The 18,840-nt window shown below is 35.9% G+C and carries 20 protein-coding genes; 3 read left to right on the forward strand and 17 right to left on the reverse strand.

Features of this window, described 5'->3' with window-relative positions; genetic code table 11:
- The 13 genes from GXZ93_02415 to GXZ93_02475 all read right to left on the reverse strand — a co-directional run.
- Positions 1-1,514: hypothetical protein (locus tag GXZ93_02415; protein HHT78639.1), on the reverse strand; the 1,514-nt coding region annotated here is incomplete at its 3' end.
- A gap of 1 nt (position 1,515) precedes the next feature.
- The gene (secF, locus tag GXZ93_02420; GenBank protein ID HHT78640.1) at positions 1,516-2,427 is read right to left on the reverse strand and encodes a protein translocase subunit SecF; all 912 of its coding nucleotides are present in this window, start codon (positions 2,425-2,427) and stop codon (positions 1,516-1,518) included.
- A complete protein-coding gene (gene secD / locus GXZ93_02425) occupies positions 2,428-3,747 on the reverse strand; it encodes a protein translocase subunit SecD (GenBank protein ID HHT78641.1) in 1,320 nt (439 codons plus the stop codon). It lies immediately after the preceding gene.
- Positions 3,748-3,819: 72 nt separating this feature from the next.
- Positions 3,820-4,179, reverse strand: coding sequence for a preprotein translocase subunit YajC (yajC, locus tag GXZ93_02430; protein HHT78642.1), 360 nt, complete (start codon positions 4,177-4,179; stop codon positions 3,820-3,822).
- Between the two features lie 245 nt (positions 4,180-4,424).
- The gene (gene tgt, locus GXZ93_02435) at positions 4,425-5,546 is read right to left on the reverse strand and encodes a tRNA guanosine(34) transglycosylase Tgt (protein HHT78643.1); all 1,122 of its coding nucleotides are present in this window, start codon (positions 5,544-5,546) and stop codon (positions 4,425-4,427) included.
- 2 nt (positions 5,547-5,548) lie between these two features.
- On the reverse strand, positions 5,549-6,571 hold the full coding sequence (gene queA, locus GXZ93_02440) for a tRNA preQ1(34) S-adenosylmethionine ribosyltransferase-isomerase QueA (GenBank protein HHT78644.1): 1,023 nt from the start codon (positions 6,569-6,571) through the stop codon (positions 5,549-5,551).
- Between the two features lie 6 nt (positions 6,572-6,577).
- Positions 6,578-7,612, reverse strand: a complete 1,035-nt coding sequence (gene ruvB / locus GXZ93_02445; GenBank protein HHT78645.1) for a Holliday junction branch migration DNA helicase RuvB — start codon at positions 7,610-7,612, stop codon at positions 6,578-6,580.
- Positions 7,613-7,631: 19 nt separating this feature from the next.
- The gene (gene ruvA / locus GXZ93_02450) at positions 7,632-8,219 is read right to left on the reverse strand and encodes a Holliday junction branch migration protein RuvA (GenBank protein HHT78646.1); all 588 of its coding nucleotides are present in this window, start codon (positions 8,217-8,219) and stop codon (positions 7,632-7,634) included.
- Positions 8,220-8,223: 4 nt separating this feature from the next.
- Positions 8,224-8,748 carry a crossover junction endodeoxyribonuclease RuvC gene (ruvC, locus tag GXZ93_02455; protein HHT78647.1) on the reverse strand — a complete coding sequence of 175 codons (525 nt, stop codon included), beginning with the start codon at positions 8,746-8,748 and terminating at the stop codon, positions 8,224-8,226.
- 12 nt (positions 8,749-8,760) lie between these two features.
- Positions 8,761-9,513, reverse strand: a complete 753-nt coding sequence (locus tag GXZ93_02460; GenBank protein ID HHT78648.1) for a YebC/PmpR family DNA-binding transcriptional regulator — start codon at positions 9,511-9,513, stop codon at positions 8,761-8,763.
- A 213-nt stretch (positions 9,514-9,726) separates the two neighbouring features.
- Positions 9,727-10,608, reverse strand: coding sequence for a pyridoxal 5'-phosphate synthase lyase subunit PdxS (gene pdxS / locus GXZ93_02465; GenBank protein ID HHT78649.1), 882 nt, complete (start codon positions 10,606-10,608; stop codon positions 9,727-9,729).
- Between the two features lie 17 nt (positions 10,609-10,625).
- On the reverse strand, positions 10,626-11,582 hold the full coding sequence (locus GXZ93_02470; GenBank protein HHT78650.1) for a M48 family metallopeptidase: 957 nt from the start codon (positions 11,580-11,582) through the stop codon (positions 10,626-10,628).
- Complete coding sequence (locus GXZ93_02475) at positions 11,582-12,151, reverse strand: LemA family protein (protein HHT78651.1); 570 nt, start codon at positions 12,149-12,151, stop codon at positions 11,582-11,584. The genes GXZ93_02470 and GXZ93_02475 overlap by 1 nt, the downstream gene beginning before the upstream one ends.
- Positions 12,152-12,418: 267 nt before the next feature.
- Between GXZ93_02475 and GXZ93_02480 the strand changes: the two genes are divergently transcribed.
- The 3 genes from GXZ93_02480 (at position 12,419) to GXZ93_02490 (ending at position 15,755) form a co-directional block, all read left to right on the forward strand.
- A complete protein-coding gene (locus tag GXZ93_02480; GenBank protein HHT78652.1) occupies positions 12,419-13,858 on the forward strand; it encodes a GTP-binding protein in 1,440 nt (479 codons plus the stop codon).
- Between the two features lie 285 nt (positions 13,859-14,143).
- Positions 14,144-14,503, forward strand: a complete 360-nt coding sequence (locus GXZ93_02485) for a hypothetical protein (GenBank protein HHT78653.1) — start codon at positions 14,144-14,146, stop codon at positions 14,501-14,503.
- A gap of 25 nt (positions 14,504-14,528) precedes the next feature.
- The gene (locus GXZ93_02490) at positions 14,529-15,755 is read left to right on the forward strand and encodes a hypothetical protein (protein HHT78654.1); all 1,227 of its coding nucleotides are present in this window, start codon (positions 14,529-14,531) and stop codon (positions 15,753-15,755) included.
- A gap of 220 nt (positions 15,756-15,975) precedes the next feature.
- Here the strand turns inward: GXZ93_02490 and GXZ93_02495 are convergent, their stop codons facing one another.
- Genes GXZ93_02495 through GXZ93_02510 form a run of 4 tightly spaced genes read right to left on the reverse strand, consistent with a single transcriptional unit; the run spans position 15,976 to position 18,789 of the window.
- On the reverse strand, positions 15,976-16,686 hold the full coding sequence (locus GXZ93_02495) for an ABC transporter ATP-binding protein (GenBank protein HHT78655.1): 711 nt from the start codon (positions 16,684-16,686) through the stop codon (positions 15,976-15,978).
- A gap of 1 nt (position 16,687) precedes the next feature.
- The gene (locus GXZ93_02500; GenBank protein HHT78656.1) at positions 16,688-17,464 is read right to left on the reverse strand and encodes an ABC transporter permease subunit; all 777 of its coding nucleotides are present in this window, start codon (positions 17,462-17,464) and stop codon (positions 16,688-16,690) included.
- Complete coding sequence (locus GXZ93_02505; protein ID HHT78657.1) at positions 17,439-18,479, reverse strand: ABC transporter substrate-binding protein; 1,041 nt, start codon at positions 18,477-18,479, stop codon at positions 17,439-17,441. Before GXZ93_02505 ends, GXZ93_02500 begins: the two co-directional genes overlap by 26 nt.
- 55 nt (positions 18,480-18,534) lie before the next feature.
- Positions 18,535-18,789, reverse strand: a complete 255-nt coding sequence (locus tag GXZ93_02510; protein HHT78658.1) for a CopG family transcriptional regulator — start codon at positions 18,787-18,789, stop codon at positions 18,535-18,537.
- Positions 18,790-18,840 lie beyond the last annotated feature (51 nt).

Below are 18,840 nucleotides of genomic sequence, written 5' to 3' on the forward strand. Positions count from 1 at the left end.
ATATCCGCAAAACTGATTTCACAATCGTATCTGAATTTTTTCTGTATCTGAAGATCGTTTATATTCTTTACTGCAATATCTTCCATTTTTTTCTTAAAGGCATGATACAGAGCTTCAATATCGCCGCTATCATCATTTTTTGAGCCGATGGTAATTCCACATGCCATTTTATGTCCGCCAAATTTTTCAAATACATGTTTCACTTCATTTAAATGCCCGAAAAGGTCAAACCCTTCAATGCTTCGTCCCGAACCTCTGAGGCAGTTTTTTTCTTCTTTAAACAGGATAACAGGTATGTGAAGCTTCTTTACAAGTTCAGACGCCATAAGCCCTATCAGTCCTTCATGCCATTCAGTTGATTTTTCAATAAATATCTTTTTATTTCTTCTAATCTCTTCAAAATCAGATTTCTTTTCATTAAATATTTTTTTAAGCGCATTTTCCTGCATTTTTTTTCTTCTGTTATTTGAAGCGTTAATCTTTTCAATTATTTTATCATGCATGCAGTATTTATTATTTATTAGCTCAAAGCTGTCCATTGCATTTTCAATTCTTCCCGAAGCATTGAGTCTTGGACCGATGACAAACCCGATATCGTAGACGGAATACTCTTTTTTATCAGGCAAAACGTTTGCCAGCAACATCTTAAGACCTTTGTTTCCGGTTTTTTCAAGGATTTTCAGACCCCATTTTACAATAAGTCTGTTTTCATCTATCAGAGGCATCAGGTCAGTGACTGTGGATATTGCAATCATATCCATAAAGGAAGTCAGATAATCCTTGCTAAAATTTCGCTTAAATGTTTTATCCATCATGAGCAGCACGGCATTTATCAATTTGAATGAAACTGCAGCACCGCTTAAATCCTTAAAGGGATATCCGGAATTTTTAAGATGAGGATTTACAATTATATATCTGTATGTTTCTGATTTTCTTTTTTTACAAAATTCCTTATATGTATCATAACTATCATTATTCATAATATGATGATCAGCGGCAATAATGTCAGGATATTGTGAATTTTCATTTACAAAACGTATGACTTCCGAACTGTTTGTACCGCAGTCAACACATATGATAAGACCGGCATCAGGTTTTTCTTTTTTGGTCTTTTTTAAAAATTCTACGCTTATATCATAACCTTCTTCAATTCTGTCAGGAATATGCACATTCACTTCCAGCCCTGATTTTCTTAAAAATCCTGAAACTATATGGGAGCTTATTATTCCATCAGCATCATAATCGCCAAAAATAACTATTTTTTCTTTATGCTTAATAGCTTTTTTTATTCTTTCAGCTGCTATTTTAATCTGCGGGATTAAAAAAGGATCATGCAGATCTGAGGGACTTATTTTTTTTAGAAATTTAAGTATTTTATCTTCACTGTCAAGATTACGGTTAATTAAGATTCTGAGAAATGCTTCTGAATATCCTGAAAGTCTGATTGATTTTTGAATATTTTCTGGAACCGGCCTGCTGCTTATCTGTTTCCAGTGCTCTGATATACCGGTCATTTTATTTTTTATATTTTGGGAATTTGTTGTTCCATGCAACAAGCAAAGGACTGCCGATAAACATTGAAGAATAAGTTCCGGACAGTATGCCTATAAAAAGTCCGAAAGCAAAATCCTGTAAAGTAGGATTACCCAGAATAAGCAATGCTATAATCGGGAATAAAGTCGTAATAATAGCGCTCATGCTTCTTACAAAAATTTTGTTGATAGAATAATTGACAATGTCAAAAAATCTGTCGCGTTTGTTGAATCTGAGCTCTTCCCTGACTCTGTCAAATATGATTATTGTATCATTTACTGAATAGCCCAGAACAGTAAGCATTACTGCTATGGTGGTAACATTGAATTCCCTGTATGTGATTATATAAATGCTTAACATTATCATTAAGTCATGCATGAGTTTAAGAATAGCGGAAACAGCAAACCTCACTTCAAACCGTATCCATACATAAATAAGGATTCCTGCAAGGCTTATTGCAACCGCAATCAGGGCATATTTCGTTATCTGCTTTGAAAACCCCGGAGCTACTTCCCTGTCCTGAGCCAGAGGCCTTTCTATGCCTATTTTTGCATCAAGTTCGTCAAGTATCCTGTTCTTTTCATCTTCATTAATGGGAACAGTTCTGACAATGTACTGATCAGGGGCGGTATTCTGCAATATTGATTTACCGTATCCTGTCTCTTCCATTACTTTTCTTACTTCCGAGACAGTTGTATCCTGCTTGAATTTTATCTCCATAAGATTTCCGCCAAGAAAATCTATTCCGAAATTAAAGCCTCTTACAAAATAAAATACAATTCCGGTTATGATTATTATCAGGGAAATAATATAAAATATTTTTCCTTTTCCAATAAAATCAAATCTGTATGTCTTATCTGTATTTATTTGGTTTTCAATAACAGGTTTTGCCAATTACTTCTCCTTTAGGGTCTTCTGAGGCATTTCCTTTAAAGTCTGCTGAGGCATTTTTACGCCGATAAAACCTAAAGAAACAACTCTGGAATTTATTATTAAAAACAGTATTGCCCTCACAAGGATAAGGCCTGTTATCATGCTCAGAACAACACCGATTGCAAGAGTAACAGAAAATCCCCTGATGGGGCCTGTTCCAAATCTGTAAAGAGCAGCAGCAGTTATCAGAGTGGTTATATTGGAGTCAATTATCGCTTTTAGTGCATTCTTAAAACCTTCACGCAAAGAAATCTGCTTGCTTTTTCCTTTAAGGATTTCTTCCCTTGTCCTTGCAAATATTAGCACATTTGCATCAACAGCCATTCCTATTGTCAGTATTGCACCGGCTATTCCGGGTAATGTCAGAGGAGTTTTAAGGGCGGAAAGAATACCCCAGAAAAATATAACATAAAAAATAAGACCTATTATCGATATCGCACCAAACCCTCTGTAAACTGCAATCATAAAAATCGCAACCAGGGCAAGACCTATTGTTCCTGCAATCAGGCTCTGTAAAAGAGAATCCCTTCCCAGCGTGGGACCTATAAATCCTGATTCCTGTACTTCCAGATTAACCGGAAGAGCACCGGTCTGCAGAACCAGGGCGATGTCTTTTGCTTCTTCCAGACTGCCGATATTTTCAATTACGCCGTCACTTGAAATCACTGCACGAATAACAGGCGCCGATTTTATTTCACCATCAAGAACTATGGCAAGCGGGTTTCCGATGTTTTCGGATGTTATTTTTTCAAAAAGCTTGGCTCCTTCAGCATTAAAGCTGAATTGGACAACAACCTTGCCGCTGTTGTCATAACCGGCATTTGCACCCGATAGCTTGTCTCCTGTAAGTAAAACCGGACCTAACTGTGCATTGCCATCATTGTCAACTCCTTCAAGTATCCTGAATTCCAGCTGAGCCGTTTTCCCTATGACTTCAACTGCTCTTTCAGGATCTTCTACTCCCGGAAGCTGTATTACTATATTGTTTGAATAATCTTTTGTAACAAGAGGCTCGGAAATCCCCAGTTTATCTATTCTGTTAAGGATTATCAGCATCGCCTTATCTATTGCAGCAGAATCAACACCTGAAGCAGCTGTCTGCTGTTCTTCATTTTCCTGTGATGTCTTATCGGTTGTTCCGGCAGGCTTTAATATAACCTGTGTTCCTCCCTGAAGATCCAGACCGAGTTTTATGGGATTTTTAATTATGCTCCAGACACACAACCCCATAAGAATTACAAATATCACTACCGTTACTATATTAAGCTTGTTGCGCCTCATTATTTTATTTTCAGTTTTACCAAATTATAGAAAGTTTTTTATTTCTTATTTCTTTTTATTTCTTTTTATTTCTTATTTCTTTAATGAACCGGAAGATGCTGTAACGTCTGCCACTATTTTTCGGGCAATCGCGCTTTTGGAGATCTTTATATCTACTCCGCTGGATATTGTTATTATTATAGAGTCTCCTCCCACATCCTTGATTTTTCCAAAGATGCCTCCGACAGTTACTATCTCATCTCCTCTTTGAAGATTTCCCAATAAATCCTGCTGTGTTTTTGATCTTTGTCTCTGCGGTCTTATCAGAAGGAAGTAAAAAGCAACTACAAGAACAACCAGCCATATCCATGTACCGTATTTTGCCAGCCATGTCTGCTTAACAGGGGTACCGTCAGCATTTGTCGCTACAGTAGTGCTGCCGTCTCCGGCCATGGGAAAACAGCCGGTTGCAAGGATTGACAAAATAAAAACCATGGAAATGATTACAATTGCAATTATGGTTTTAATTGATTTACTATTCCTCATTACTTTCACCTTGTTTTTAGTTTTTAATTTTCAATTTTATATTTACTGATTTATATTTACTAATCTTTAAGCTTCAGAAATATAACTACTTAATTATTAACATTTTTCAGAAATTTGCAAACATTAATTTCAAATAAGCGGTATTTTGAAAGCTATGATCCGTATTTGCTGATAAAATCATTTTTAAACTTTGTATAATTATTTTGTGAAATTGCAGCTTTGGCATTTTTTATAAGTTCAAAAAGAAAATTTATATTATGTATTGAAAGCAATATGCTGGAAACTATTTCTTTATTCTTGTGAAGATGCTTTATATACGCTTTGGAATAATTTCTGCACGAATAACAGTTACAGTCCTCTTCAATTGGATAAAAGTCATCACTATATTTTTTATTTTTAATATTTATTTTTCCGTATTTGGTAAAAGCGCTGCCATTTCTTGAAATCCTCGTAGGCAGCACGCAGTCAAACATGTCAACTCCGAAATTTATTCCGTTTAATATACCGACAGGGTCTCCGAGCCCCATAACATATAAAGGTTTTCTCCTGTCGGTGAACTGGGAGGTGTAGCCCATCATTTCAGTAGTGATATCCCTGCTTTCCCCCACACTGAGTCCTCCCAGGGCAATTCCGTCAAAATCCATTTCAGATACAGACTGTGCACAATACTTTCTTAAATTCCTGTTAAATCCGCCCTGAACTATACCGAAAATCCTGGAATTATCATTATTCCTAAAAATATTATAAGCTTTGATAGATTGCCTTGCCCATTTCAAAGTCCTTCCGGCAGCTTCGGCTACAACTCTTTCATCGGCATTGAAAATACTGCATTCGTCCAGAACCATCATTATATCTGAGCCTATATCCAGCTGCATTTTTATTACTTTCTCAGGTGTAAAAAAATGGCTGGAACCATCAATTATTGATTTGAATTCAACTCCGTCATCTTTAATCTTCCTTATATCGCTTAAGCTGAAAACCTGAAAGCCTCCGCTGTCAGTAAGAATACTCCTGCTCCATGAAGAAAACTTATGAATCCCACCGGCTTTTTTAATTATTTCTATGCCCGGAGAAAGATAGATATGATACAGATTTGAAAGAATTATCATACAGCCCATATCATCAAGCTGCTCCTTAAGAACTGCTTTTACCGAGGCTTTCGTTCCGACAGGCATGAAAACCGGGGTTTCAATTATCCCTCTCGGACTATTTATTCTGCCGATTCTTGCATAACTTCCGGCATCTTTTTTTAATACCTCAAAATAATTATTCATCATCACTGAATTAACATACAGTCCCCGAGACTGTAAAATCTGTATTTTTCTCTTATTGCTTCTTCGTATGCGTTCATTAGGCTTTCTCGCCCGGCAAATGCACTGATCATAGCAATAAGTGTTGATTTTGGTAAGTGAAAATTAGTTATTATTTTATCGACTATCTTAAAATCATATCCGGGATATATAAAAAGATCAGTATTTCCCTTATAAGCTTTCAATCTTCCGAACCTGCTCATAATGGTTTCAAGAACTCTCACGGTCGTTGTTCCTACCGCAACAACTTTGCCTCCTTTTTTTATCGAATGCTCTATTTTTCTTACATTTGCTGCCGTTATGGAAAACTCTTCAGAATGTATCTTGTGATTTTCTATGTCTTTTTCCTTTACAGGCTTGAAAGTATCAAGACCGATATTTAATCTGACTCTTGCAATCATTATTTCATTTTTCTTTAATTGCCTTAAAATTTTTTTTGTAAAATGCAGCCCTGCAGTCGGCGCGGCAGTAGAACCTTCGCTTTTTGCATAAATAGTCTGGTAAAAATTTTCATCAAACTCCCGGTTTCTTATATAGGGAGGCAGCGGCATAACTCCGTAGGAAGATATGATATCAGAAACATTTTTATTAAAACCTGCCAGAGCCCTGCCGTCTTCCATTTTTTTTTCTACTATAAAAAACACATTATTTTCCCTGCTTAAGAATACTTTTGTTTCCCGGGAAAGCCTTTTAAAAGGTTTGAGAAGCACAAGTGCTTTTTTGTCTGATATCTTTTTTAGTATAAAACACTCTATACCGGCTGATGTTTTCTCTTTTTCTCCAAACAGCCTGCATTTCATTACTTTGGAATCATTGATTACAAGCACATCGCCTGCTTTTAAATAGTCGATTATATTATAAAAATAATCATGTTTTGTTTTTCCGGTATTTTTATCAAGAACAAGCATCCTTGCTTTTTCCCGCTCACTCAGAGGACTTTGGGCAATAAGTTCATTTGGAAGATTGTAGTTAAAAAGATCAATATCCATGCAGGCTTAAAATAATGTTTTGTTTTCAAGTGGTTTTTTAACACCAAGATGTTTGAAGCTTCTGTCTGTTGCGACTCTTCCTTTTGAAGTTCTTTTTATAAAGCCTATCTGCAGAAGGTAGGGTTCATATACATCTTCAATAGTATTAACTTCTTCCCCTATGGAGATGGCAATTGTTCCAACTCCTACAGGTCCGCCATTAAATTTATTTATGATTGTGTCCAGTATTTTTTTATCGATTATATCAAGACCGAGAGGATCTATATCCATTTTTTCAAGCGCTCTTTCAGCAATATCAAGATCGATATTGCCGCTGCCATATGCAATAGCATGATCCCTTACTCTCTTTAGCAGTCTGTTCGCAATTCTTGGAGTTCCTCTTGATCTTTTGGCAATAGAATGCGCTCCGTCATCAGATATTTTTAATCCCAGTATTCTGGAAGATCTTGTTATTATCCTGATCAGATCCGGTACCTTATAGTAATCAAGTCTCAGATTTACACCAAACCTGTCTCTTAAGGGAGAGGCAAGAAGACCTGTTCTTGTAGTCGCCCCGATTATGGTAAAAGGCGCAATATCAATTCTTATGGATTTTGCAGACGGACCCTTGCCGATAATTATATCCAGTTTGTAATCTTCCATTGCGGGATAAAGGATTTCCTCAACAGTTCTGCTGAGCCTGTGAATCTCATCAATAAAAAGAACGTCGAACTGTTCAAGATTTGTAAGTATTGCGGCAAGATCACCAGCCCTTTCAATGGCTGGACCAGAAGTTATCTTAAAGCTAACACCGATTTCATTTGCGATTATTTCCGCAAGACATGTTTTACCTAGTCCCGGAGGACCTGAAAGAAGGACATGATCGAGAGGTTCGCTTCTTTTTCTGGCAGAATCTATAAATATCCTCAGATTTTCTATAATCTTTTCCTGACCGATGAATTCAGATATCTGTTTTGGCCTGAGACTTTTATCAAGTTCAAAATCTTCTACTTTTACTTTTGCATCAAGCTCCCCCGAAACATCTTTTTTTTCTGAGGACACCTTTTCATTAATGCTTATTTTAAACCTCCCTAAGGACTTCTTTTAAAATATCCTCTATGTTTTTTTCCTTTACAGCCTCTGCATTTATTTTTGAAATTGCTTTTGCTATTTCACTACCGGAATAACCAAGCGTTTTTAAGACTTCCCTGATTTCCTCTATTTTATCAGAACCTGTTTCACCAAATACATTATAAGGAATGGTGCTTTCCCTGAATTTTCCACGTAGTTCAAGAATTATCCTTTCAGATAATTTTTTCCCTATTCCCGGGACTCTTTTTAGCATCTCAGACTGTTTTGATTCAATCAGTCTTGAAATTTCTTCTGTATTATATATTGATAAAGCGCTTAAGGCAATTTTGACAGACACTCCCGAAACAGATGACAGCTTAAGGAATACCTCTTTTTCTTCAATGCTGTTAAATCCTATCAGCGTAACTGCGTCTTCCCTTACATGCATATACGTATCAATGCATATTTCACTCCCTATATCAGGCAATTTTTCATACGTTTTTGCTGAAATAAGTATTTCAAAACCGATACCGAAAGTTTCAATCAAAATCCTGGCAGGATTTTTAGATATTAAATTACCTTTTATTTTTGAAATCATCTGATTAAAATGCTTTTTTAATTTTTTTATAGAAATTGCTGCTGTTTGCATGACAGACTGCGATTGCCAGGCTGTCCCAGGCATCATCCTTTTTTGGAACAAAGCTGTTTTCTTTTATTTTCAGAATTACCTTTATCATGTACTTTATCTGTTCCTTGCTTGCTCTTCCATAACCTGTAATTGCCTGCTTGACTTCAAGAGGAGTATATTCATATATTTCCATATTATTTAAAAATGCCGCCAGCAATACAGTTCCTCTTGCCTGCCCTACATTCATGGCAGTTTTGGCATTGGCAGCAAAAAAAAGTTCTTCAATCGCAAGACAGGATGGTTCGCATTTTTGAATAACCTCGCTAATACCCTCGTATATCTCTGATAATCTTTGCGGGATTTTTTTATTTTTTGACGTAATAATACAATCACAAAAAATAATTTTGTAAGAAGACGAATCAGAAATGTCTATGACGCTTACCCCTGTTGTTTCAAGTCCGGGATCTATTCCCAGGATCCTTTTGTTTTTTAAATCCATCTTCTTTATACATTAACTGATTTCGTCAGCCATTTCATCTTCAATTTCAAGATTAGTATATACATTTTCAACATCATCATAATCATCCAGAGCGTTTATTATTCTTAGCGCTTTTTCAGTTTCATCTTTTGATAGTTTTAATGTTGATTGCGGTATAAGAAGAACATCGGTGAATTTTACATCTATTTTATTTGCAATTAATTTTTCCTTTACATTGCTCACTTCTGAAGGTTCGACTGCGATTTCATATGACTCGTCGGTTTCTTCAATATCTTCGGCTCCGCTGTCTATGGCTGTCAGCATAAATTCATCATAATCATTAACTGAATCCTTGCTGACAGTTATTATGCCTTTTTTGTCAAACATCCAGGCCACGCATCCCGACTCACCCAGACTACCGTTGTTTCTACTGAATATGCTTCTTATGTCTGCAGCAGTTCTGTTCTTGTTTTCCGTTGTTACATCAACCATTACGGCAATTCCTCCGGGTCCGTAACCTTCATAGGTAATTCTCTCAAATTTTACACCTTCCATTTCCCCGGTGCCTTTTTTTATTGCCCTTTCAATATTATCCTGAGGAAGGTTATACTCTTTTGCTTTTGCAAGAGCATTTGCAAGGGCATTATTATTATTAGGATCACCGCTGCCGCCTTCTCTTGCAGCAATCGATATCATTCTTGCAAGTTTGCCGAAGATATTCCCTTTCTTTGCATCTTCTTTTGCCTTTTTATGTTTAATCGAGTGCCATTTTGAATGTCCAGACATATTCTGCTCCCTTTTTATTTATTTAAAACCATATCTAAAAATATTCATGAGTCTTTAAATCTTCCTGCAGTTCAGGGTGGAAAAAGCTTACGAATAATGTTTTTCTGTCTTATTAAAATAACATTATCATTAATTTTTGAAAGAATATCAAATTCAGGCCCAATACTGATGATTGTCTTTTTCCATTTTTTAATATCTTTACCTGATGGATAATTACCATCCTCTTTGAGCCAACAGTTCTTCTTTTGGGATTTTAGATATTTCCAGGCCGCTCATCGGGTTTCCAAGCCCTGTGGACACTTTAGCAAGCAATTCAGGATTATTAAAATGAGTAACGGCATCTACTATTGCTTTTGCCATCTTTAAAGGGTTTTCGGACTTGAAAATTCCTGAACCAACAAAAATCCCGTCAGCACCCAGCTGCATTATCATTGCCGCATCAGCAGGAGTTGCAATACCTCCGGCAGAGAAATTAACAACGGGCAGTTTGCCGTTTTCCTTTACATACATTATTAATTCATATGGAGCGCCGAGTTCTTTGGATACGGTCATCATTTCTTCCCTGGGCATTGCCGATATTCTTCCAATATCGTCTTTTATTGTTCTCATGTGTCTTACTGCCTCTACCACATTACCTGTACCTGGTTCTCCTTTTGTTCTTATCATTGCCGCACCTTCACCTATCCTTCTTAATGCTTCAGCAAGATTTGTTGCTCCGCATAAGAACGGAACTTTGAAGTCCCATTTGTTCACATGATATTTTTCATCAGCAGGCGTCAGTACTTCGCTCTCATCTATATAATCGATTCCTATGGATTCAAGAATCTGTGCTTCGGTAAAATGACCTATTCTGCATTTTGCCATTACAGGTATTGTTACGGCATCCATTATTTTTATAATTATTTCAGGGTCTGTCATTCTGGCAACTCCGCCTGCCGCTCTGATATCAGCAGGTATTCTCTCAAGAGCCATAACTGAAACCGCTCCTGCTTCTTCTGCAATTTTAGCCTGCTCAACAGTGGTAACGTCCATAATCACTCCGCCCTTGAGCATATCTGCAAGCCCTGTCTTTACTTTTAGAGTTCCTTTCTCCATTACTTGTTTCCTCCTATTTAATTATGTTTAATTCCAACTCCCAGAGACATCAAATCAAGTCTTTTTATTCTTTCTTCTATAGGCGGATGGGTGCTGAATAAATTTGCAAACAAAGATCTTTCTTCCTTTTTTACCGGATCCGATATAAAAAGATGGGCAACAGCATTGCCTGCTCCCTCTACCTTGCTGTTTGCAGATATTTTTCTTAATGCATTGGCAAGACCGGCGGGATATCTTGATATCAGAGCGCCGTTGCTGTCTGCAAGATACTCTCTGCTCCTGCTGACAGCAAGCCTTATTATCGTACCTATTAAAGGCGATAGCAATACAAGTATTATACCGGCTGCAAACAGAACAGGTGCAAGTATTCCTCCTGCTGCCCCGTTTCTGGAATCAGATCTTCTTCTTGAGCCGCCAAAGAAAAAATTTCTCAGCAATATATTGCTGATAAGCGATAACATGCCGACAAACACAACAAGAATAGTGCCAAGCAATATATCATAGTTTTTTATGTGTGATATCTCATGAGACATCACGCCTTTAAGCTCCTCATCATTTAAATTATCAATCAAACCACGCGTCAGGGCAATTACGCTGTTATTGGGATTCCTTCCGGTTGCAAAAGCGTTCATGCCGGCTTCTTCAATAATATATATCTTCGGTTTCGGAATTCCTGCAGCTATTGCAAGCCCTTCTGCCATATAATAGATTCTGGTGTCATCTTCTCTGCTGACAGGTCTGGCATTAGTTAGCTGCAATACTATTTTATCGCTATAAAAATATGCGGCAAAACTACTTATAAATGATACGACAAAAGCTATTATAAGAATAAATACAGAATAATAGCTTCCTCCAGTCTGGTATCTGCTGTCCAGAAAGTATCCTATAAGAAATCCGACAAGCGCAATAAAAACAATAAAAATTATTATAGCCAAAGCAGACTTTGCTTTATTGGCTGCTATTTGCTGATACATTATTTTTCATCCGTAAAATTAACCTTTACAGGCTCTCTGGCAGCACTTTCTTCCACAACAAAATAATCTTTTGATTTGAAATTAAACATGCCGGCAAAAAGATTTCCCGGAAAAGTCTGTATTTTTGTATTGAACTGCATAACCATGTCATTATAAAACTGCCTTGCAAATGCAATATTGCTTTCAATCCCCTGAAGTTCTTCCATTAACTTCGAAAAATGCTGATCGGCTTTAAGATTAGGATAATTTTCTGCTACAGCAAACAGGCTTTTCAAAGTGCCGGTAATCATATTTTCTGCCTTATTATGGTCTTTGACAGTATCGGCATTCAGTCCCTGCTGTCTTGCCGCTATTACATTCTCCAGAGTCTCTTTTTCATGTGCTGCATAACCTTTAACAGTCTCTACAAGATTTGGAATCAAATCATATCTTTTTCTAAGCTGAACATCTATCTGAAACCATGCATTGTCTACTTTGTTGCGCAGAGAAACAATTGAATTATAAAGCCCTATAAGAATAATCAGTATAATTACTATAACCGCAATCAGAATTATTATTCCACCCAATATTCCCATATATAATCCTTTCTAAATATTTTATTCTAAACATATTTTACAAAAAAACTGCAAATTATCATAACATAAAATGTTTTATATAATTAATATCCTTTTTTATAATTAATACTCGGATTTCCTATTATTCTATGGCAATCTGTAATTTTAAATTTCTATATTTTTACACTTATTTCTTTTTATGGTAATATTCTTTTTGTTTTTTTGGATTATTTTTTAAACATATTTTAAAAATTTTATTTTACTTCTTACCGGGAGGATTTAATGAGCAGTATTAATTCAGAAAATAAAAGAATTGTTGGAATAGTTTCCTGCAACAATACAGGAAAAACTACTTTGGCAGAGTGTATGTTATTTAATTCTGGAACTATCGACAGAATGGGAAAGATTGAAGCTAAGAATACTGCTTCGGATTTCAGCCCTCTTGAAACCAAAAGAGGTTTCAGCATCAATTCAAGCATCTTAAATTATCAATGGAAAAATCATAGTATTAATATAATAGATTGCCCGGGGTATCTTGATTTTATTGGCCAGACAATGGAAGCAATCAAAGTAATTGACGGCGCAATGCTTCTTTTTGATCCAAAAGCAAGCATCCAGGCTGTCACGGAGAAAATAATTGAAGAAATTGAGAAAAAAAATACTCCTGTTTTCTGCATAATGAATAAGATGGATCAGGAAAATATTGATTATCTTGCTGCAATTGAAAATATAAAGAAAAATTTTTCTACTCCCCTGGTTCCATTTACCCTACCGGTAGGTGAAGGAGAGAAGTTTAATTCAGTCATTGATATACTTAACAAATCATCCTACGTTTACAAACAGGATTCAAAGACGGGAACCAGGACCGAAGTAGCTCCCGATATAATCGGAGAGGTTGAGAGCCGCTATAATGAACTGGTTGAAAGCATTGTTGAAAATGATGAAGAGCTTCTCGAGAAATATCTTGACGGCGAAGAGATAGATCCCGAAAAATTATCCGAGGTTTTAAAAAAAGCAGTATTTGAAAAAGCTTTAATACCCGTTTTTTCAATCTCCGCTTCAAAAAATATAGGTATTGACATACTTATGGATTATATAAATACATTATTTCCCTCCCCGCTGGATTATAAGGAAATCAAAGCCAGGGAAATAAGCAGTGGAAATGAAATAGCAATACCTGTCAGCGACAATTCTGCTTTATGCGCTTATGTTTTTAAAACAATGGCAGATCCATATATAGGAAAACTGTCTGTTTTCAGGATATTCTCGGGTACAATGAAGCCAAATAACAATTATTTCGTATCGGGTTCAAAAAGCAGTTACAAGTTCTCAAATCTGCTGAAAATACATGGGAAAAACCAGTATGAGATAACAGATGCAGGCTGTGGGGATATTGTTGCAGTAGCAAAAATAACAGAAATTCAGACAGATGATACTATTTGCAATACTGACAAAACGATAGAACTTGAAAAAATCATATATCCTGAACCAATTTTCCCAAAAGCCATAATTCCTGTTGCAAAAGGTGACGAGGAAAAGATAAACAGCGGTCTGGCAAGGCTGATTGAAGAAGATCCTACGATAAGAACCGAAAATAATCTTGAAGTCAAGCAAAATATAGTATGGGGAATGGGAGAGCTTCACCTGGCTATCGTGAAAGACAAGCTGAAGGAAAAATTCGATATAGATGTCAATCTGGAAACTCCAAAAGTTGCATATTAGGAAACATTAAAGAAAGATGCAAAAGCAGAGTATAAATATAAAAAACAGTCAGGCGGCCGTGGTCAGTACGGGCATGTTCTGATAGAAATAAAACCACTTCCAAAAGGAGAAGGTTTCAAGTTCGAAGACACTATTTTTGGAGGAGCAATTCCCAAAGGCTATATTCCCGGTGTCGAAAAAGGCGTCAAGGAAGCACTTCTTTCAGGTATACTGGGGGGTTTTCCTGTTGTAGATGTTCATGTCAATCTTTATGACGGTTCATTTCATACTGTAGATTCTTCAGAAATGGCATTTAAGATTGCTGCTTCCATGGCATTTAAAAAAGGAGTAGCCGATGCTTCACCGATAATACTTGAACCTATAATGGAACTGGAAATTTCGGTACCGGAGGAATACATGGGCGATATCATAGGTGACATAAATTCCAAAAGAGGAAAAATAATAAGTATCTCTGCTGAAAAAAACAATCAGCTGATTAAAGCTTCTGTTCCCCAGTCAGAAACATTCAATTATGCTGTTGATTTAAAATCTATGACACAGGGACGGGGCATATTCAGGCAGAAATTTTCACATTATGATGAATTGCCTCATAACCTTGCAGAGATTATAATTGAAGAAAGAAAAAAACAACAGGATGCTGAATAATTTGATTTCCCGGTGTGGATAAAATATGACTAGCAAAAAAAAGCTGATTAAAAAAAATAAAACATTTTTTCTGGACAGATTCCCAATAATAACGATTGTCGTAATACTGGGCATTGCTGCAATAATTTTTTTTACTGTAATAAACATTCTGCCGCTTGATTTCTTTTCAGGAAAATCTGAGATTATCACGGAAAAGTCTGATAATTATAGTCTTTATTTTGAATCTCCTTCCAAAGAACAGAAATTTGAACTGGTCAGCAATAATGAAACGGTCCCTATAAATATAAAATCGAAAAATATTGAGGATGTAGATTGCAGTATTGAGGTATATGTCAATGACAAACTTATAAAAACGCTTGATAAAGATTCCCTTGATTTCAACTGGTCACCTTCTTCTTCGGACAATTTCATCATATATGCCAGAATACTGGACGTTAAAGGCAAACCTTTATATGTAAGTGAAAAAATAGCTTTTTCCGTAGAGTTTAGAAATAAACAGGTAACTGAATCGACAACACAGACTAATGTAGATATAGAAAAGAAAAAAAATGACATATTGTCAGAAGCCACTTACAGAACACAGAATGCAAATCCTGTTTTTTCTTATAAGTGCTATGCGCCTCCGGTTATTGACAGCAATCTTGACGACTGGGAATTGTATGAAAAATTTACAAGTTTTAATCCTACAATTAAAAAGGAAAACTATATAAATGCTTCGGATATTTCCGGCGTGTTTTCTTCTTGCTGGGATGAAGATAACTTTTATTTTTTTATAAAAGTAACAGATGATGTAGTAAACCAGCCATTTACGGGAAACCTGATAAACAATGGGGACAGCGTTGTGCTTGTTTTTGATGCTGAACTGGAACAGGATTTCAATATCCCCTTCCTTAACGGAGACGATTATCAGATAGAATTTTCACCCGGAGATAATAATGGCAGCAGACCTGAGAGTTTTGTAAGATGGCCTTCAAATTCTTCTTTAAAAAATGCCGTAATTTCGGCAAATAAAGGATCGGGAGGATATACTATTGAAGCAAGCATACCCTGGTTTGAAATGCCTAAAATGGATATAAAAGACGGACTGGTTACAGGATTTACCATTTCACTACTGGATACCGACAACCTTGATTCTACTGAGCTTGTGATGTCATCTTCAAGATCTTTTGATTTTAATAATGTTTCCATGCTTGGAACTCTTATATTCATTGATGTCGGAGATTTAAAAGAAGCTGCTGAAACCGATCAGTAATCTCCTGATTTCTTTGTTTTAATTATCGAATATCTTTAAAATTTTTTATTTTTTCTTCTCAATAAAAAGAATATCAATCTTCTTTAAGTCAATTTTTTTAAAGCATTATATATCATTGAGGCATTTAAATGGCATGTTCCACCGGTATTTCCAACCCTATTCATTCCCCATATTTTTAATTATTTTATAATTTTCATTGATTCATATATATGTTATATATTTATACGGTCATAAGATCTGAAAGCATATTCTTTATATCAGCAATCTTGTTTTTATCAGAATGCCTTGTAAATTTGTCTTCCGGTATTTTTATGTTTTTGATTATTTCTGCCGGAAGACCTTTAAGAACAAAAATTTCGTCTCCCAGGGTTACAGCTTCTTCGATCTCATGAGTGACAAATACAACTGTCCTTTTGTCAGTATGCCATAATTCCAAAAAGAAATTATGCATATCCTTTTTCAGCTTTACATCCAATTGTTTGAAAGGTTCATCCATTAAAAGAATGTCTGAGGGAAAAGCAAACGCCCTTGCTATAGCTACTCTCTGTGCCATTCCCCCGCTTAACTGATATGGATAATAATCCGAAAATCTGTCAAGTCCTACAAGAACCATGTACTTCTCTGTAATTATTTTTCTTTCCCGGGGAGAATAAATATCCTTGAGAACAAATTCGATATTACCTTTCACTGTTTTCCATTCCAGCAGTCTTGGTTCCTGAAAGATGTAAGAAACAGTTTTACCGGCAAGATTTTTAAAAACTCCTTTGTCTGCATCATGGATGCCGCTTAAGATGTTAAGCAATGTTGTCTTTCCGCATCCTGATTCACCGATGACAGCAGTAATCTTGTTTTCAGGGATTTTTATGTCAAAATCCCTGAAAACGGTAAGACCGTTGAATTTTTTTGTTAATTTTCTTACTTCTATATACAATTTACATCTTCCATCTTATTATTTTTTTCTGGACAGCTCTCAGTATTGTTTCAAAAATGAAACTTATTATCACTGCTATTACTGTCCAGGCTATGACTCTGTCAGTCTGAAGGTAAATCCTGCTTAACTGCATATCAGTTCCGATCGCTTTTATGGGGTTGCTGAGTACTTCTGCCGCAATAACTGCTTTCCATCCTATGCCCATTGATGATATTGCTGCCGAAAAAATAAACGGTGAAATTGCCGGAATATATATTTCTGTTAAAAACCTTATTTTTTTAATCCTGTATGATTTTGCCATTTCAATTATTTTTTTATCAACGTTCTTTATTCCCTCTGATACATTTGTGTAAACAATAGGAAAAGAAACAAGAAAACCTGCAAATACGGGTACATTTCCTGAATCAAACCATATAAGGGCAACAAGTATTATTGACATTAAAGGAATTGATTTGATTATTGCCATTGGCGGTTCCATCATTTTAAATAATACCTTGTTAAATCCTGCAGCAACTCCAAAAACCATACCGGCAAAAAAAGAAATTAAAAATCCCAGAATTCCTCTTGATATCGAGTGAATAACAGAGCTCAAAAACCCGTTCCGGGTCATTATTTTAATAAGCCCTGCAAAAGTTTTTTCAGGAGAAGGCATTAATATCTCTGAGCCCATAACCAGTGATATTATTTTCCATACAAAAATAATTACTATAAATGAAAGTATGAACAGAATTATATCTTTTTTAAAAAACCTTTTATTTAACATAATAAAATTCTTCACCCGGGATTTTTCCTCCTATATCATCAGGGGAAAATTGGTTTAAAATTTCCAGATAATCTTCTGTAATGCTTTTTGCATTATCTCCTGATTCAAACATAAGGTTGCATCTTGGAATCACTTCTTCCGCAATAGCTTCCTTTATGCCTATTTCAAATCCTTCTGCCAGTTTTCCTGCATCTTTTGGATTATTATTTGCCCAGTCAATGGATTTACTGTATTCACTAATAAATTCATCAATAGCAGAAGAATCATTATCAATAAGTTCTTTACTTATGACAAGACAGGTCTGAGGCAGGATATGCTGTTTGCTGACTTTTCCCCATTCTTCCTGTATATCCATGATTATTTCCAGATCTTTGTTTGATTTCAGGCTGTTTGTTACAAATGGTTCCGGCAATATACCCAGATCTGCATTACCGGCAATCATCATCTGTGTAAGTTCAATCTGATCAAATGAATAATCTGCTGTAATATCTTTGGCAATATTCAGACCGTTGCTTTCTGCAAGATATCTGAATGCGATGTCAGGGGTAGAGCCTTTTGCAATCAGATAAACCTTTTGCCCTTTTAAGGCATCCCAGTCAGATCTGTTTATTTCAAGCTTTTTATTTGAAACAAGATAAAGAACTCCGCCTCCTACTATTGCTGCCATTCTGATTTCTGCTCCCTTATTGTAAAGTTTTGCCGCAACATTTGTGGGAAGAACCGCTATATCGGTTTCACCGGAAAGAATCCTGGTAACCATTATATCCGGTGAAGCAATGATTTCATAAGAGAACATGCTGTCTTTAACATCTTTATTGCTTTCAATAAGACCGACCATACCTATGGAACTTGGGCCTCTCAAGGCTCCGATGTTTATCCTGTTGTCATTGCCTGCGTTTCCGGACTCTGCTGAAGCTTGCACGGATTCACCGGCATTTTCAGATGTCACTGCAGAAAAACAGCCTGTAAAAATCAAAAGGAAAGCAACCGCAATTGTCATAAGGCTTAATAATATAACCGATTTTTTCAATTTTTACCTCCGGAACAAATAATTTTATAAAATATTTTTCATTAATAAGCTTGGTTCAGGCTATTTTACTTAAAGATGATTTGACTTTTACGCCTTTAAGCAGACCTATTTTTCCTGTCATAGCACCAATTTCATCAGTATTGGCTTTTACAATCAGGCTGATAACATTGACTTTTTTATCGCTTCCGGGAATTCCCATTCTGCCAATAATCAGGTCTCCGAATTCAGAAAGTATATGATTTATTTTGGCTGCAGATGTTTTTCTTTCTTCGACTATTATTCCAATAAAACCTAATCTTTTTTCTTCCATTTCAGTCACCCCCTCCCTCCAGAATGAAATAAACCAACTGATAATTTTGTA

This window comes from Actinomycetota bacterium, assembly GCA_012837825.1.
GTDB lineage: Bacteria > Actinomycetota > Humimicrobiia > Humimicrobiales > Humimicrobiaceae > Humimicrobium.

Coding starts and splice junctions, on each gene's coding strand:
- queA (HHT78644.1), bottom strand. CDS start 6,571: ATGGATATTGATCTTTTTAACTACAATCTTCCAAATGAACTTATTGCC.
- ruvC (HHT78647.1), bottom strand. CDS start 8,748: ATGGATTTAAAAAACAAAAGGATCCTGGGAATAGATCCCGGACTTGAA.
- secD (HHT78641.1), bottom strand. CDS start 3,747: ATGAGGCGCAACAAGCTTAATATAGTAACGGTAGTGATATTTGTAATT.
- pdxS (HHT78649.1), bottom strand. CDS start 10,608: ATGGAGAAAGGAACTCTAAAAGTAAAGACAGGGCTTGCAGATATGCTC.
- tgt (HHT78643.1), bottom strand. CDS start 5,546: ATGAATAATTATTTTGAGGTATTAAAAAAAGATGCCGGAAGTTATGCA.
- GXZ93_02460 (HHT78648.1), bottom strand. CDS start 9,513: ATGTCTGGACATTCAAAATGGCACTCGATTAAACATAAAAAGGCAAAA.
- GXZ93_02490 (HHT78654.1), top strand. CDS start 14,529: ATGACTAGCAAAAAAAAGCTGATTAAAAAAAATAAAACATTTTTTCTG.
- yajC (HHT78642.1), bottom strand. CDS start 4,179: ATGGCCGGAGACGGCAGCACTACTGTAGCGACAAATGCTGACGGTACC.
- GXZ93_02480 (HHT78652.1), top strand. CDS start 12,419: ATGAGCAGTATTAATTCAGAAAATAAAAGAATTGTTGGAATAGTTTCC.
- GXZ93_02485 (HHT78653.1), top strand. CDS start 14,144: ATGGCATTTAAGATTGCTGCTTCCATGGCATTTAAAAAAGGAGTAGCC.
- GXZ93_02470 (HHT78650.1), bottom strand. CDS start 11,582: ATGTATCAGCAAATAGCAGCCAATAAAGCAAAGTCTGCTTTGGCTATA.
- ruvA (HHT78646.1), bottom strand. CDS start 8,219: ATGATTTCAAAAATAAAAGGTAATTTAATATCTAAAAATCCTGCCAGG.
- GXZ93_02510 (HHT78658.1), bottom strand. CDS start 18,789: ATGGAAGAAAAAAGATTAGGTTTTATTGGAATAATAGTCGAAGAAAGA.